Raw genomic sequence first — 14,631 nt, 5'->3', positions numbered from 1 at the left:
TTTTGGGCAGTAAGCCACTCAACGCTACCTTAGACTTGTATACAAAATCAAAAATCTATGAAATACGTCATTTTGTCGCTTTATGTTTGTTTGTTGGTTTCTTGTTCCACCAAAAATAAACAGGATACGGAAAAGATTTGGATGGCTTCTGCCCCAGCAGGCGATCGATATGCAAAAATTGATCGCAATGGCGAAACGGTTTTGCCCAATGGTCGCATTCTTACACCAATCGGAAAGCAAATCACAATTGCGCCACATCCATTTGGTTTAACCTTAAGCCCTGATGGAAAAACAATCATCACTGCCAACTCGGGCGTAGGGCCGTTTTCAATTTCAATCATCAGCGATTACAACTCAGCTTCACCCATTATAAAACAAATACCAGAAACATTAACACCTGAGAAAGGACTTTTGGAAGCAACCTTTATGGGTTTGGCCATCTCGCCTGACAATGAAAAAGTATTCGTGGCGGGAGGACAGCAGAATAGGATTTATGTTTTCGATTTGAAGACCAATAAAAAATTGACAGAGATCAATTGCAACAAATCATTTGACGGAACAGACTACAGCGATGGCTACATTGGCGATATGGTGTTGAGCAATGATGGATCAAAACTTTATGCTGTTGATCAAATTGGTTTTCGCATGATGGTGATAGATACAAAGAGTAATCAAGTAATTCACAATGTAAAGACAGGCCGTTATCCTTTTGGCGTTTCACTTTCGCCAGATAACAAAACCGTTTATGTGGCCAACGTGGGCATGTTTGAATATTCTTATATCAAAAGTCTTGATAAGAAGAAACTGAGCGAAACAGCAGCGAAGTACCCAACTTCTTCCTATGGATCCAAAGAAATGAAAGAGGGGGTGAAAAATGACTCCATTGAATTTGCTGGCTTGGGCGACCCTAACGCACCGGAATCTTTTTCGGTGTGGGGTATTGATGTGAACAAAGAAAAGCCAACAGTAATTTCGAAAGTAAAAACAGGTGTGTTAGTAGGAGAGGAGATTGATGGAATTTCGGCTGTGGGCGGATCGAGCCCCAACTCAATGGTTGCTACCGATCAATTTGTATACGTCAGCAATGGAAGCAACGACAACCTATCCGTGATTGATGCGCAACAAAATAAAGTAGTAGAGAGCATCGAATTGAAATTAGACATGCGACTAAAAAATTTAAAAGGCATCATTCCTTTCGGCTTGGCTATTTCGCCAGATCAAAAAAGATTGTATGTGGCGGAAGCGGGCATAAATGCAGTGGGCGTGATCGACTTAGAAACCAAAAAAGTTTTGGGGCACATCCCTACGGGCTGGTTTCCTTCTAAGTTGAAAGTAACACCCGATGGAAAGCAATTAATTGTTTCGAATGCCAAAGGATACGGAAGTGGTCCGAATGGGGGCAAGGATTTCAAGCCTCCATTTGATCATCCATATGCAAGCTACATTGGCGCATTGATGTTTGGTTCGGTTTCCATCATCGATATTCCTGCTGATGAAGAGTTTGCGGCATTGACGGAAAAAGTAATCGCTAACAATTTTAATTTTAAGGAAGTTGTTTCTTCTAAAAGTGAAAGTCCGATTCCTACTTTTCCGATGTCAAAGGAATCACCTATCAAGTACATTGTTTTTATCTCTAAAGAAAACCGAACGTACGATGAAATTTTTGGTCAATTGAAGAGTGGTGAGGGCGATTCCACTTTAGCGCACTATGCAGCAGATGTTTCGTTTACCAACAACAAGAAAACGATGAAAGTGGAGAAGGCAACAGTGATGCCTAACCACTTGGCATTGGCCGAGCAGTTTACTATCAGCGACAATTTTTATGTGGATTCTGATGTTTCGGCCGATGGGCATGTGTGGCTTACCAATACCTATCCCACTCAATGGATGGAGACACATCATCCAGCATCATACGGTGGCAAACGTGGGCAGAAAGAAGAATCAAAAGCACCGGGCAAATTTGGTATGACAGGCGCAGCTGGAGCGATTTTCCCGGAGAGTTACAACCAAGCCGGTAGTATGTGGGAGAATTTTGAACGACATGGAATCGAATTTTATAATTTTGGTTTTGGGGTCGAGTTTGATGCGGGCGGGTTTTCTGATTCAACATTTAAATACGGTGGCGTCCGTTACTTAGTCAATTATCCATTGCCCGGCCCGTTGTATAATCGTACGTCTCGGCAGTTTCCGACTTTTAACATGGCCATACCCGATCAGTTTCGTGCGGATATTTTCATCAAAGAGATCACTGAAAAATATATCAATACCAAGAAGGGATTGCCATCGGTGCTAACACTCCAATTGCTGAACGACCACGGGGCAGGTGAGCGTGCGAATGCAGGATTTCCGTTTAACGAAAGTTATATGGCCGATAATGACTTGGCGCTAGGTAGAGTAGTTGAATTTTTGAGCCATACTGAATATTGGAAAAACATGATGATTGTGGTGACCGAAGACGATGCGCAAGGTGGCCGCGATCATATTGATGCACACCGTAGTATTTTGATGGTGATGTCTCCCTACGCAAAAAAGAATTTCAACAGTCACCAACATTATAGTTTTGGTAGTATTTTTAAAACATTTTGGAATGTGCTAGGCGCTTCGTATCTAAACCAATATGATTTTGGTGTGAACGATTTGGGCGATTGTTTTACCGACAAGCCTGACTTCACTCCGTACAATGCGCTCCGTGTTGATCCAAGAATTTTCGATCCAACCAAAGCCATGTCTCCATTAGATGAAAAATTTGATTGGAAAGCCTTTCGCGATTCACCTGAGTTAGATGACCCGGAGGAAATAAAGAAAGAAATCAAGAAGAAAGATGATGGAAGGACAAAGGTGAACCACTAATGTTCCATTGTTTCGATTTTGTATGAGGTGGTATATACTGATCATTAGTGGGTTGATCCATCAATTAGCCTACTCGCAATTTAGTGGCACCGTCATTGATCAAGTGACCAAGCAACCCATTGCTGATGCTCATGTATCTATCATCAACTCGCCCCTCGGCACGGTGACTGATTATGACGGCAATTTCAATTTAGACAATTGGTCATCTGATTCCGTCAACATCCGGATTAGCGTAGTAGGGTATGCTACACTGGAGTATAAAATCGTAAAAGGGAAACCGGGTCCTATCCAATTGGCTCCGTCTACCATTCTGCTTAACAATGCAGTCACCGTTACTGCACAGCGTAGCGAGCGATTGTCCTTTGATGTAGCTGCATCCACCTCCACTGTAAATGCTTTACAACTGAAGGAGCTGGCCGCGCGCTCAACCCCCGAATCGTTAATGAATGAAACAGGGGTTTGGGTTCAAAAAACAAATCATGGTGGTGGTTCACCCATTATCAGAGGGCTTGTGGGCAATCAAATATTAGTAATGGTAGATGGCATCCGATTAAATAACGCTACTTATCGATATGGTCCCAATCAATATCTTTCCACCGTTGACCCGGGTATAATTGATCGGATTGAAGTGAACCGAGGAAGTGGATCCGTGTTGTACGGAAGCGATGCGCTCGGAGGTGTTGTGCAAGTGATATCGGCCACTCCTTCTTTTTCATCCGCAGAGTTAAAGGTTAAGGGACGCGTTCAGGCAAAATGGATGAGCGCGGGCATGGAGCAGAGTATTCGACCAGAGATTGAGGCAAGTGGAAAGCGGGTAGCTTTTTTAGGAGGCTTTTCAATTCGTAACTTTGGTGATATTTTGGCGGGCGGAGAGTTGGGGGTGTTAAAACCAACGGGGTATTCTGAACGATCTGGTGATGCCAAGCTATTATTGCGAACAGGATCGAATGGAGTGCTGACGGCCGCTTTCCAACAAACAACCCAGCGTCACGTGCCGCGATACGATCAAGTAGTGCAAGGAGGATTCAGTTTATACGAATTCGAACCGCAAACGCGTCAGCTAAGTTATTTACGTTATGAGTTTTCAACCAAGAGCCCTTGGATTCAGTCCGTCCGATTGACGGGTTCATTGAGCCACTCGTCAGAAGGGACGAATTCGCAGAAGAATAATTCAGCAGACCTGAAAAAGCAATTGGATGAAGCAAATACGCTTGGTATAATAGGAGAGGTGCAATCAAATCCAACGCCCAACTGGCATGTTCAATCAGGAATTGAATATTATGCAGACTATGTAAGCAGCAAGGCTACCTTACTAAATACAGTTACAGCCGAAGAAACTGCTCAGCGCGGCTCCTATGCCGATGGCTCCAACGTATCAAACTTGGCTCTTTTCACCAATCACCAACTGGACATTCACAAATTTCAATTTTCTGCTGGGGCGCGATTCAATCAGGTAACGGTTTCCATTACCGACAACACGTTTGGCAATCAACAAATTAATCCAACTGCATTGGTAGCCAACGGAGGAATCATGTATAAGATTAACTCCAAACTGCGATTGATCGGATTGGTCAATACGGGCTTTCGCGCACCCAATGTCGATGATATGAGCAAGTTTGGGGCAGTAGAAGCAAACGTGTTTGAAATTCCAAGTGAAGGTCTTTCACCGGAACGTTCACACACCGTAGAGACAGGAATCAAGTTCAGTAGCTCTAAGTTATCGTGGGCACTGGCGGCCTATCAAACCAACTTGTCTGATTTGATTGACAGAATGCCGGCTACCTACAATGGCTCTCCCACCTTTGAAGGAAGAACTGTTTACCAGAAGCAAAATGTAGGCGAGGCATTGGTGAAAGGAATAGAAGGGGAATGGGAAGCTGTGGTTATAAAGTCTATTTCAATTTTTGGAAGCATCACTTACACCATCGGAGAAAATGAAACAAAAAAGGAGCCCATGCGAAGGATTCCTCCCTTGTTTGGCAAGGTTGGTTTGCGATATACGCACCCGAGCGGCATTTGGGTGCGCACCGAATGGGCGATGGCTGGAAAACAAGACCGATTGGCTGCTGGCGACAAGTCAGACGTACGAATCAAAATCCGATTGATCGATGAAGCCATGCCTGCATGGGATATTATAAATCTATATGCTGGTTATTCATACAAGTTTATGAATGTCCAAATCTCGGCTCAAAATATATTTGACAAAGCCTATCGCGTCTATGCTTCTGGTATTGATGGCTATGGACGGTGCATGACGGCCTCGGTCAGCGTTAGGTTTTAGCCGCTCGGCCATCGTCCTAAATACTAGAAGCCTATCTCAAAAATACTTTCCAGATGTCAGCTTGAGCCTAGCGAAGTCTATTTGTACTACTAATGACAGGTCTCTCCAAGCTCAACTTGACAGCGATTCATTTTTTTTGAGATGGCTTTTAGTAATCTGCAGCGTTCAATTTGATAATTGGAAATAGACTGGCAATGTCATCCGTACACGAACGGGCTGCCCTCTTTGCCTGCCTGGTTCCCATTTGGTTTTACCAATTATGCGCATGGCTTCTTCATCACAGCCTGCCCCAATTCCTTTGGTTATTTTTAGATCGGTGGGTTCACCTGTTTTGCTCACTACAAATTGTACAAACACTTTGCCCTCTGTTCCTGTGCGCTGAGCTTGCATCGGATATTTTATACTTTTACCAAGGTCTTTATAAAAATTAGCATATCCATTTCGCGGCTCAGGATTGAATTCTGCGATTACAAAAATAGAGTCTACGGGTTCTGGCTTATCTGCAAAGACCACAGCTCCCGTGTCGGCTCCAAGATCTTGATCGATAGAAGGCGTGGGGTCTGCTACTAGCTTATCATTATCAACAGGAATAAATTCTATAGGATTGACTGGTTTAGGCTCTAGTTTAATTTTTTCCATCTTTAAGGCTGGCGGCTTGGGATAATCAATCGTTCTTACTTCTGAAATGATTTGAACGTCTTCAATTTTAGGGTAAGGTAGATGACAGCCAGTAGGCTTTTTCTTTTCGGTTTTCCATTCAAAAGCAGTAATTACTAATGCAAGTGCAATGCTTAGTCCGATCATGAAAAACTTTTTGCGCTGCAAGGGCAGGTCTTTGTTAGCATTCTTCTTGGTTTCCATAAACAAAAGGATTTAAGATTTACGAATTAAGATTTATGTCTCAACTATTTTTTTTAGTCGAGAAGAAGCGCTTCTACACCTATAAGCCATGGTCTTTCAGAAAGACACCGATCGGGAGAATTAATTTAGTGAGATTCTAAATTGTTCGGCAATTGATCGGACAAATCGTTTTGCGTAATCTTTTTTATGTTTTTTATTCCATTTGCATGTATCTTTTGCAAACCCTTGCATTTATAGATGCAGTAATAACCAGAAAGCTTTGGAAGACCACGCACAAGTTACTTCAAATTACGACCTAGACGAGGAAGCTATTTTGCGTCAATCTCAAGTTGACGCCCAAGCGTTTAGGCCTATTTATGAGAAGTACTTTAAGAAGGTGTACCTCTTCTTGTATCGCAGAACAACTGATCGGGAACTGGCGGGCGATATCACCCAACAGGTGTTCTTAAACCCAGATTTTGCAGTAGAACTATCCAGTCAGACTTAGTGGCAGGTTTATTTTTTGGACATTTGAGAATAATCCATCATACCATTGCCTTCTTTTGAGTGGGACGGACATTTTCAGTACCCATTTTTGGGCTTCCTGCTCCACCCAACTTCCAACTGCAAAGCAGTTGAACCTTAATGTGGAAAGCTTGGGCTGTGGCTGTTTTTGATGGGTTATTTGCCGGAATAGGCTCATCAAATTATAGGCTACCATCACAAAGCGCATAGCTGTTTCAGTAGCACAAAAACTATCCATGCAAAAGCCTTCTGTACCGAAATCTTCTTTCAACTCCTTGATCCTGTTTTCGGCATCACCCCTGCGCTTATATTGTTCCCATATTTCTGTTGCCGGCAGGGCTTGGTTAGTGACAAAGGCATGGTACCTTTTGCGGTACACTTTTTCGTCCGCTATGCCCACGCTGCTGAATAATGTCTTGAGCTTCTTACCCGTTGCCCTGGCCCTGATTTCTTTGTTTGATGACCACAATCCTACGGGCTTTGCCCCAGCCGCCTTGCTGGTAGTTTATTTCCGATACCCATAAGCCTTCGCCTATCGCATTCCATTGGGTGATACCATAAATGCTGGCTTGTAAATTGGCATACAGCTTACAGGCAATGACGTAGGGGATATTTCTCTGCTCAATGAAATCCAAGACTGTACCGGTACAAAACCCACTATCGGCCCTGAACAACCCTACTGTTTTGTTTTTGAGGATGGCAAAGGTCTCTTCCAAAAAATGGATGCAGTTGCTGTTGCTCCCTGTATTGCCGCTACGGTTCCAGCAATTGGCCACCATGCGTATGTCATTGACAAAAGCAAACAAGGGATGATGGCTGCCACGGCCAGGCTTCTTGGGGTTGTACCCTTTTTTGCTGCCTTCCTGTTCCCCGTAGCGGGTGATCACACTGCTGTCCATATCCAACGTGTAATTGTCAAATTGGATCTGCTCAAAAAACCACGTGTACAGTTCAATGAAAATTTGGTGGTTCATTGAGGGGGTAAACTTTTTAAAGAAACGCCCGAAGGTGGTTCCCGAAGCAACCCGCTTCCATCCAAATATCTGGCGCAACACTTCATCAACCCGCACCACCGCTGTGTGACTAAAACGAAAGCAACCAATCCAGATGCCCACCCAAAAACTCTCTATTATTCCCACGGCATCTATCCGGTTGTTACTCTTGCTCTCAGGCAAACCAAGCTCGGCCAACTTCTTGCTGATCCCAGTTTGGTCAATCAATATTTTCATCTCTTTCATCCCGCCCCACGCTGTTACTAATTTATCGGTATAGTGGTGTTCCATATTCAAATATAAGACACCTTGTCACTATTTCATTCTACTGCAAAATCTGGGTTAAAGGCACTGCTTGCGCTAAGTAAGTTTCAGTTTAGGGGTGTGCCATTTTCGGCCTGGTTGTTCCGAATTGCCATGAACGAGTGCAACGAGTTCTTCCGCAAAACCAATCGCACCCGCTCGGTGTCAATTGATGAGCGGATGGTGCAGTTACTGCATGATGAGCTAACGTACGACACTACCACGGATGATCTTTCGGCTCAACTTCCCTCGCTTTTGTTGACGTTGAAGGGAGATGAACCTACATAGAGCCAAGATTGGAAGCAAAGTTCATTCCGGTTCGTATGGTCATCGTCCATTGAAGAGCACCCATTGTGCAGTGGAAGCAGTTAGGGATAACGTGCGGCAACCCACTCCTATGGCGTGGAAGGATTTCTGAAATCACTTCCCATTGTTCATAATTGATATCCATCGATCTGCAAAAAAATTGGAAAACAGATTACCCAAAGATAAACATCAAGCTGATCATCTGATAATTAATTCGATTTCATATTTTTAAGATGCCTTCTATTAATCTAACATTCTGACCGCATCAATTTTTTATACTGACAGTTTTGCGCATCAAGAAAGTTATTCAACCACTTTCCACCACTCCCCAAACTTTTGCTCAGATTTTAATAGAACCGCCTCCCCTGGTATAGGCGTAATCAAACAACTTCGAACTTTTAACTTCTTTTCTTCACCCACTCCCTTGCATTCACAAACGCCTCCATCCACGGCCCAATTTCGTCTTGCTGTTTGTTGCGTGTGTAGTGCGGCCAGTTCCACGGGAACAATGTGCGCTCGATGTGCGGCATGATCGCCAAGTGTCTTCCGTCTTTTGAGCAGAGCGAGGCGACTGCAAACTCAGAATCGTTGGGGTTGCCCGGATATTGCTGATAGGAATAAGTAGCTGCCACTTGGTAATTGTCTAAACTGCCCAACACAAATTTTCCTTCGCCATGCGCCAGCCACACACCTAAACGCGATCCTGCCAGCGAACTCATCATCACTGAATTGTTTTTGGGAATGTCGATGGTGATGAAGGTCGATTCAAATTTACCAGAACCGTTATGGTGCATTTTTGGATGGTCTGGCATTGGTATCTCGCGATAAACCAAACCAAGTTCCATCATTAATTGACATCCGTTGCAAACACCTAAGCTCAGCGTGTCAGGACGTGCATAAAAATTATCCAACGCTCCTTTGGCTTTTGGATTGTACAAGAATGCGCCTGCCCAACCTTTGGCAGAACCCAGTACATCGGAGTTGGAAAATCCTCCAACAAACACAATCATGTTCACTCCAGTCAAATCTTCACGCCCCGAAACCAAGTCGGTCATGTGCACATCTTTCACATCAAAGCCCGCGAGATAAAGCGCGTACGCCATTTCGCGATCTCCGTTCACACCCTTCTCGCGGATGATGGCCGCTTTTATTCCGGAAGGCGTTCTGCGTTTTGCATCGATGCCCAACGATTTAAACGTTCCGTCAAAGTGAATGGGGAATTGATAGACTAGGGGTTGTTGGGTAAAATTTTCTTTTCGTTTTTCCGCATGACCCTTTGGCCGCTGGATTTTGTCGAGCAAGTACGAGGTGCGAAACCATTTTTCGCGCAAAGCCTCAAGCTTCAAGCTCCAAGCCTCAAGTTGGTCCGTGCCGCTCATGGCTTGTGGCTTGCTGCCTGAGGCTTGCAGCCTTAACACGCTATCAGAAGTAACTTTTCCTAATTCTTTAAAAGCAATGCCATTCTTATTCAGCTCATCTATCACCGCATTCACATTGCTCACTTGTATCACCACTCCCGGATTTTCAGCAAACAATGTTTTGATCGGATCTTTTCCTAAGTCTAAGGTCGCATCGATTCCTATTTGTTGAGACGGGAAACACATCTCCAATAGAGTAGTGATCAACCCACCCGAAGAAATATCGTGACCTGCCAAGATTAGATTTTGATTGACCAGTTCTTGAATAGTTGTAAACGCTTTCGCAAAGTAATTTGCGTCAGTAACGGTTGGTGCATCGTTGCCCAATGTGCTCAACACCTGGCTTAAACTGCTTCCGCCCAATTTCAACTCATCTTTCGAGAAATCGATATACAACAATGTTGAGCCAACTACGTGCTTCAAATCGGGTGAGACTGTTTTGCGAATATCACTGCTTTCGCCCACAGCCGAAATAATTACAGTGCCGGGTGAATACACTACTTCTCCATTCGGATATTTTTGTGTCATTGAGAGGGAGTCTTTGCCAGTAGGGATATTGATTCCCAACGCACATGCAAAATCACTCACGGCCTCAACAGCGTGATAGAGTCGTGCATTCTCGCCTTCATTTTTTGCCGGCCACATCCAGTTGGCACTTAAAGAAACTCCTTTTAGTCCGTGGGTGAGTGGTGCCCACACCAAGTTGGTGAGCGCTTCGGCAATGGCAAGCTTGCTTCCGTTAGCCGGATTCACCAAGGCGGCCACAGGTGCGTGACCGATGGAAGTAGCAATTCCTTTGTTGCTCAAAAAATCAATCGCCATCACGGCCACATTGTTCAATGGCAATTGTATTTCGCCACACGTTTGCTGCGTGGCTACTTTACCGGAAACCGAGCGGTCTACTTTGTTGGTCAACCAATCTTTGCATGCCACCGATTCTAATTGCAACACTTGCTCGATATACGATTGCAATTGCCATACATCGTATGTTACGTCTTTATAAGTTGTTTTCTGCGACTGGTCTTTTAAAATGGTCTTCGGTGATGAACCAAACAAATGATTCATTTCAAGTTCTACGGGATTCATAGAACCCTTCGCCCCTTTGAACGTAAATTTTTTATCGCCTGTAGCCTCGCCTACTACATACATGGGTGCGCGCTCGCGATCGGCCACGCGTTGCAGTGTGTCAATATCTTTTTTATGGAGCGCCAAGCCCATTCGCTCTTGCGATTCATTGCTGATGATTTCTTTGGCCGATAGGGTAGGGTCGCCTACCGGAATTTTCTCCACTTCTATTGTGCCACCTGTTTCTTCTAACAATTCTGAGAAGCAATTCAAATGACCACCCGCTCCGTGATCGTGAATGGAAACAATGGGGTTTTCACTCGACTCCACCATAGCACGGATGGCATTCATCACACGCTTTTGCATTTCTGGATTCGAGCGTTGAATGGCATTAAGTTCCAAGGCATTTGCAAATTCGCCAGTAGTCACAGATGATACGGCTGCGCCACCCATCCCGATGCGGTAGTTGTCGCCACCCATCATGATGATTTGATCGCCCGCTTGCAGGTGTTCTTTCTGACTGTCTTTCTCTTTCCCGAACCCAATGCCGCCCGCCAGCATGATCACTTTGTCGAAACCGAATTTCTTTTTTTGCTCTTCATGCTCAAAGGTGAACAAGCTTCCACTGATCAACGGCTGACCAAACTTGTTTCCAAAATCACTCGCTCCATCTGATGCTTTGATCAGAATTTCAGCAGGTGTTTGATAGAGCCACTTGCGGGGATCGTTTCCTTCCCATGCTTTGCCTTTTTCTAAACGCGGGTACGAAGTCATATACACGGCTGTTCCCGCCAAGGGCAGCGAGCCTTTGCCACCTGCAAGCCGATCTCTGATTTCTCCACCTGAACCTGTAGCGGCACCATTGAACGGCTCAACAGTAGTCGGGAAGTTGTGCGTTTCCGCTTTTAACGAAATCACCGAATCGAAATCTTCTATCGCAAAAAAATCAGGGACATCTTGTTTCGTGGGCGCAAACTGTTCTACACGTGGTCCTTTGATGAAGGCAACGTTATCTTTGTAGGCAGATACAATTTGATTGGGGTTTTGTTTAGAGGTTTTTTTAATCAATTGAAAGAGCGTCATCTCTTTCTCCACACCATCAATGATAAACGTGCCGTTAAAAATTTTATGGCGGCAATGTTCGGAGTTCACCTGACTAAACCCAAATACTTCGCTGTCGGTTAGTTTTCTGCCTAGCTTCCAACTTACATCTGTGAGATATTTTATCTCTTCTTCGCTCAGCGCAAGTCCTTCTTCGTCACTGTATTTTTTGATGTCGTCAATTTCTAAAATAGGTGCAGGCGTGAGGTGAATGGTATAAAGATCTTGATCGAGATTTTTATAAAGATGCTGCAACATCCGATCGTAATGAGGTTCACCCACTACCGAAAAAAATTCTTCGATGCGTTGGATGCCGTTGATGCCCATGGTTTGGGTGATCTCTACGGCATTCGTACTCCAAGGAGTAATCATTTCTTTTCGCGGGCCAATAAATAGACCTGTCAGCGTTTTGTCTTCTAGCGGCTTCGCCCCGCCAAAGAGCCACATCAGTTTTTCAATATCTTCAACGGAAAATAAATGTGTCGTGCCAACCCCGTAGATAAGGTTGGATTCTGCGCGAAAAAATAGAATCATGGAAGTGTAGAAGTGAGCTGTAAAAGTAAGGAGTATTTTGTAATAAATGGAGAGAATTTGTACTTGATTTTCTTAAATTTGAACCATATAATTAATCCGTTACATGATACGCTTTTGCATTCTTTCAATCCTGCTAAATCTATTTTTGACGTTAGATGGTTTAGCTCAAAACACACTCATTACCTTAAACGATAGCACGAAGGTAAAAACCGAAATTACGGCTATATCCGATAATTTACTTTTTTCAAAAGCTGGTAGTTTTAATATGAGTGAGATTTATTCGATTCGATTTGAAAGCAAGGAAGAGTACGATAAAAAAGAAGTGTTTGCTAACATTTTGCGTACCTATCCAATAGCTGTTTACCGCGCAGGCGAACGCCTCAGTAATTTGGATCAACAAAAGAAGCTACCTGAGCCAGTCGCTAAGACAACCATAAATGAATATTCAAACAGACCAAATACTGATTTCGCCAGTACTGCAGTTACGGGCGATTTCGGAATTGGAATAGGCCTAGACTATGGCGGCATAGGAGGCAGACTGACTCTGCTGCCATCTAAAAATTTAGGCGTGTTTTTTGGTGGGGGTTATGCCTTTGCCGGGTTTGGCTACAATGCGGGTTTAAATTTCCGGGCGACTCCGGACAAACGTGCATCTTTTATCTTAAACGTTATGTATGGTTACAATGCGGCTTATGCTATTTCTGGGGCATCGCAGTTAAACAAGTTCTTCTATGGTATGTCTGTTGGTGCGGGAGTAATGGTGAAGCAACGAAGAAACACAAACGCATTTTGGGCATTTGAGTTATTGGTTCCCTTTCGATCTAAAGAGGCTACTGATTATTATAATGTATTGAAATCTACTCCTGGCGTTCGGATAGATAATCCTTTGCTACCTGTAGCCTTTAGCATAGGCTATCATTTTGCTTTTTGATTGCCTCCGCGCTTTTGGCTATCAAATCATTGTGCCCGGCTTCTAAAACTTTGAACTTCTTGATTCTTATTTTGGATAGAAAGCCTTCCATGTTTTTAGGTTGAATTACTTTGTCAAATTTTCCCACAATCATGGTGAGGGGTATTTCTTTTTGATTCAAGACCGAAGCAATCTTATCTAAATCAAATTTCAAATGCCTAAAGTACACCCATGTGTAATAAACTTGTCTGCGTTTCGCTTCGGTGTTCATTTGGTTTTCGGCAAACCGCAACAATCCGTTATCAACCAACCGAAAGGCTCGAAGTAATTTGGCCAATGAATGTAATCGACTGGGGTGCAAAATCATACTTTTGAAAAAATAGCGTGTAGCAATAGGGTAGGTGGCCAGGCTATACCAAAAACTGGTTTTAATCCCATCGGGTGCCAACAAGTATATTTTTTCTATTCGCTCTGGAAAGAGTTCTAGTGTAGCTAATGCAAATTTGCCGCCCATGCTAAAACCCGCCACTTCAAAACGAGTGAGTTGTTCTTGACGAATAAATTGTTCGAGTATATTTTTCCAATCCCATTTTTCCAACGGCTTTCGGCTCCCCCAATAACTCTGCCCATGAAAATACAAATCGAATGCATATAGGATGTAGTCCTCCTTTAAGATCTCTTCCCAAGATTGAAATACCCGATTATCTTGTCCGAAGCCGTGGAAGAGCAAGAGTATTTTTTTTCCAGTTCCATAGCGATGAAATAGTAGCTGACTATCTTGATAGAAAATAGACTCGGCCATCACTTCGATTTTGATGTTTTAAAACCGATTGGCCTTCTTGTTTTTATGGCAGGCTCTAAAAGCTCTTTTATAATTCCGTAAATATTCCTGATGTGCTTGTTTTTGTCATTATCGGAAGCTTCGAGTTTTTCTATCTTTTCTAATAAGGTTTTATACGAAGTGACAAGTTGCCTCATTCTTACGAATACCCTCATTATTTGAATATTTACTGAAACAGCAGTTGGGCTATTCAATACACTGGACAACATGGCGACCCCCTGTTCTGTAAAAGCAAAGGCTCTATATTTTGAGTACTTTCCTCTGCCTGTCTCTAAGGTCACAATTTGTGACCTTAGAGATCTTGTTTCAGATTCATTTAACTCAAACAAAAAGTCTTTGGGAAACCGATCCATATTTCTTCTTACAGCTTGCTTCAGTACTTTCGTTGGCACACCGTACAACTCAGCTAAGTCACTATCTAAAATTACTTTTTGATCACGAAGAATTATGATTTTTCTTAAAATCCTTTCTTCTGGTAAAAGAGAATCCTTCTTCATCACGTTCTGTTTACTCGATTAAAAGTAGCAATTTCTAAGAGTTCTTTTGTTGTTTAACCAGTCTTGAGGTCACAATTTGTGACCTCAAGATTTAGGCGCTTTCAAATTTTCTAAGGACACAAATTGTGACCTTAGGGAAATGCTTTTCCGCTTTACTGCCTATTTATC

General features: G+C 43.4%; 12 protein-coding genes. 5 read left to right on the top strand and 7 right to left on the bottom strand.

All coding sequences use genetic code 11. The features are described 5' to 3' along the window. Positions 1–57: 57 nt before the first annotated feature. Both KA713_08210 and KA713_08205 read left to right on the top strand, forming a co-directional pair. Positions 58–2,850 (top strand): bifunctional YncE family protein/alkaline phosphatase family protein, encoded by a 2,793-nt coding sequence (locus KA713_08210; protein UXE68544.1) that lies wholly within the window; start codon positions 58–60, stop codon positions 2,848–2,850. Positions 2,851–2,872: 22 nt separating this feature from the next. Beyond that, the gene (locus tag KA713_08205; protein ID UXE68543.1) at positions 2,873–5,131 is read left to right on the top strand and encodes a TonB-dependent receptor; all 2,259 of its coding nucleotides are present in this window, start codon (positions 2,873–2,875) and stop codon (positions 5,129–5,131) included. A 165-nt stretch (positions 5,132–5,296) separates the two neighbouring features. On the opposite strand, the gene KA713_08200 is transcribed toward KA713_08205, so the two are convergent. Further along, positions 5,297–5,992, bottom strand: a complete 696-nt coding sequence (locus KA713_08200) for an energy transducer TonB (GenBank protein ID UXE68542.1) — start codon at positions 5,990–5,992, stop codon at positions 5,297–5,299. Positions 5,993–6,251: 259 nt separating this feature from the next. Here KA713_08200 and KA713_08195 point away from each other — a divergent pair, with 259 nt between their 5' ends. Further along, positions 6,252–6,479 carry a hypothetical protein gene (locus tag KA713_08195; GenBank protein ID UXE68541.1) on the top strand — a complete coding sequence of 76 codons (228 nt, stop codon included), beginning with the start codon at positions 6,252–6,254 and terminating at the stop codon, positions 6,477–6,479. On the opposite strand, the gene KA713_08190 is transcribed toward KA713_08195, so the two are convergent. Continuing rightward, complete coding sequence (locus tag KA713_08190; protein ID UXE68540.1) at positions 6,462–6,965, bottom strand: transposase; 504 nt, start codon at positions 6,963–6,965, stop codon at positions 6,462–6,464. The two genes, KA713_08195 and KA713_08190, sit on opposite strands and share 18 nt — an antisense overlap. Continuing rightward, positions 6,922–7,779 (bottom strand): transposase, encoded by an 858-nt coding sequence (locus tag KA713_08185; protein UXE68539.1) that lies wholly within the window; start codon positions 7,777–7,779, stop codon positions 6,922–6,924. Before KA713_08185 ends, KA713_08190 begins: the two co-directional genes overlap by 44 nt. Positions 7,780–7,797: 18 nt before the next feature. Here KA713_08185 and KA713_08180 point away from each other — a divergent pair, with 18 nt between their 5' ends. Beyond that, positions 7,798–8,079: a hypothetical protein gene (locus tag KA713_08180; GenBank protein UXE68538.1), complete on the top strand. Its 282-nt coding sequence runs from the start codon at positions 7,798–7,800 to the stop codon at positions 8,077–8,079. Here KA713_08180 and KA713_08175 read toward each other — a convergent pair. Both KA713_08175 and purL read right to left on the bottom strand, forming a co-directional pair. Further along, complete coding sequence (locus KA713_08175) at positions 8,072–8,242, bottom strand: hypothetical protein (protein UXE68537.1); 171 nt, start codon at positions 8,240–8,242, stop codon at positions 8,072–8,074. The genes KA713_08180 and KA713_08175 overlap by 8 nt on opposite strands. A 253-nt stretch (positions 8,243–8,495) precedes the next feature. Further along, positions 8,496–12,215 carry a phosphoribosylformylglycinamidine synthase gene (gene purL / locus KA713_08170; GenBank protein ID UXE68536.1) on the bottom strand — a complete coding sequence of 1,240 codons (3,720 nt, stop codon included), beginning with the start codon at positions 12,213–12,215 and terminating at the stop codon, positions 8,496–8,498. 103 nt (positions 12,216–12,318) lie between these two features. Between purL and KA713_08165 the strand changes: the two genes are divergently transcribed. Next, on the top strand, positions 12,319–13,146 hold the full coding sequence (locus KA713_08165) for a hypothetical protein (GenBank protein UXE68535.1): 828 nt from the start codon (positions 12,319–12,321) through the stop codon (positions 13,144–13,146). Here the strand turns inward: KA713_08165 and KA713_08160 are convergent. Both KA713_08160 and KA713_08155 read right to left on the bottom strand, forming a co-directional pair. Continuing rightward, positions 13,118–13,927 carry an alpha/beta hydrolase gene (locus KA713_08160; GenBank protein UXE68534.1) on the bottom strand — a complete coding sequence of 270 codons (810 nt, stop codon included), beginning with the start codon at positions 13,925–13,927 and terminating at the stop codon, positions 13,118–13,120. The two genes, KA713_08165 and KA713_08160, sit on opposite strands and share 29 nt — an antisense overlap. Further along, on the bottom strand, positions 13,927–14,463 hold the full coding sequence (locus KA713_08155) for an ORF6N domain-containing protein (protein ID UXE68533.1): 537 nt from the start codon (positions 14,461–14,463) through the stop codon (positions 13,927–13,929). The genes KA713_08160 and KA713_08155 overlap by 1 nt, the downstream gene beginning before the upstream one ends. Positions 14,464–14,631 lie beyond the last annotated feature (168 nt).

The organism is Chryseotalea sp. WA131a, from assembly GCA_025370075.1.
Taxonomy (GTDB): Bacteria; Bacteroidota; Bacteroidia; order Cytophagales; family Cyclobacteriaceae; genus ELB16-189.
Note: the sequence above shows the minus strand (reverse complement) of the source record. Positions and strands in the feature narration are given on the sequence as shown.

Coding starts and splice junctions, on each gene's coding strand:
- KA713_08210 (UXE68544.1), top strand. CDS start 58: ATGAAATACGTCATTTTGTCGCTTTATGTTTGTTTGTTGGTTTCTTGT.
- KA713_08205 (UXE68543.1), top strand. CDS start 2,873: ATGAGGTGGTATATACTGATCATTAGTGGGTTGATCCATCAATTAGCC.
- KA713_08200 (UXE68542.1), bottom strand. CDS start 5,992: ATGGAAACCAAGAAGAATGCTAACAAAGACCTGCCCTTGCAGCGCAAA.
- KA713_08185 (UXE68539.1), bottom strand. CDS start 7,779: ATGGAACACCACTATACCGATAAATTAGTAACAGCGTGGGGCGGGATG.
- KA713_08175 (UXE68537.1), bottom strand. CDS start 8,242: ATGGATATCAATTATGAACAATGGGAAGTGATTTCAGAAATCCTTCCA.
- purL (UXE68536.1), bottom strand. CDS start 12,215: ATGATTCTATTTTTTCGCGCAGAATCCAACCTTATCTACGGGGTTGGC.
- KA713_08165 (UXE68535.1), top strand. CDS start 12,319: ATGATACGCTTTTGCATTCTTTCAATCCTGCTAAATCTATTTTTGACG.
- KA713_08160 (UXE68534.1), bottom strand. CDS start 13,927: ATGGCCGAGTCTATTTTCTATCAAGATAGTCAGCTACTATTTCATCGC.
- KA713_08155 (UXE68533.1), bottom strand. CDS start 14,463: ATGAAGAAGGATTCTCTTTTACCAGAAGAAAGGATTTTAAGAAAAATC.